Here is a 1,096-nt window from a genome sequence, read left to right as displayed (position 1 = left end):
GCCGACACCCCGGCCGGCGCGCCCGGCCTCGCCGTCGGCATGGTGCTGCGCTGCCTCGCCACGGATGCGCACCGGCTGCCGTCCGCCGACGTGGTGCGCCTGGCTTTGCAGATCCGGTCGAGTCAGTGGTTCGACCCAACAGCGCATCTGCTGCCGCTGGTGGAGTGCCTCCTGGCGGACCCGCCTCCGATCATCGGCGAGCGCCAAGAACTGATCATCGACGTCTTGACCGAGACGACGGCGCTGGTGGACGAGATGTCACCGGAGGACTGCCTGCGCCTGCTGCTTGCGCTGGGACGCGCCCACTACCCGGTGTCGAGTGGGACGATCGCAAAGATCGACGAACGCCTGGCGGCATCGGACTTCCCTGACCGGATGCGGGACGCCCCGGATCTCGGCGCCCGCTTGAGGGAGGCCCGCGAGCGGCTACCCGAGCTCTGAGGCGGCCGGCACCTCGTCGCGCAGGCCGACGCAGTCGTACTCCCAGAACGTGGACGGGTAGACGAACGTGCCGGTCATCCAGGGCTCGTAGGCGGAGAACCGCACGACCTGGAAACCGGCGTCGGGGACGCGCAGCGAGGGCTTGCCGAAGCCGAGCTCCCCGGCGGGGACGAACCCGAGACGCGAGTAGTAACGCGGATCGCCTTCGAGAAAGACCAGCGGAACGCCACGCTCGTCGAGGTGCCGCAGCGCGGCCCGGACGAGGGCCGAGCCGATCCCGCGGCGTTGCCAGGGCGGCGAGACCGCGAGGGGGCTCAACGTCTTCACCTCGACCAGCCGCCGCGGGGCGTCGACCCAGGCCCGGCTGACCATGACGTGCCCGACGACCTCACCGCCCTCCTCGGCCACCAGGGAGAGTGCGGAGGGGTCGTCGCGCCGCAGGGCGTCGACCAGCTGGGCGACCGTGTCTCCGTGCCCGGGGCCGAACCCGCTGCGATGGACGGCGGCCACCGCGGCATGGTCACGCGCCTGCTCACTACGAAGAGACATGGCGGCAAGTTAACGCCCGCCGCCACGGCCGCCAAGCGATTAACCGCTCGCCGGCCTCGCGCCGCACGGTACCGCACCGATCACCGGCACTGGCGGCAGTGGGCGC

2 protein-coding genes are annotated in these 1,096 nt (G+C 71.6%); one reads left to right on the top strand and one right to left on the bottom strand.

From position 1 onward, the window contains the following. The coding region (locus AB0C29_RS49875; RefSeq protein ID WP_360835600.1) for a hypothetical protein at positions 1–441 on the top strand (441 nt) is incomplete at its 5' end. On the opposite strand, the gene AB0C29_RS49870 is transcribed toward AB0C29_RS49875, so the two are convergent. Next, positions 427–990, bottom strand: a complete 564-nt coding sequence (locus tag AB0C29_RS49870) for an N-acetyltransferase (RefSeq protein ID WP_360835598.1) — start codon at positions 988–990, stop codon at positions 427–429. The genes AB0C29_RS49875 and AB0C29_RS49870 overlap by 15 nt on opposite strands. Between the last annotated feature and the right edge of the window lie 106 nt (positions 991–1,096).

It is taken from the genome of Actinoplanes sp. NPDC048791, from assembly GCF_040650095.1.
Lineage (GTDB): Bacteria > Actinomycetota > Actinomycetes > Mycobacteriales > Micromonosporaceae > Actinoplanes.
Note: the sequence above shows the minus strand (reverse complement) of the source record. Positions and strands in the feature narration are given on the sequence as shown.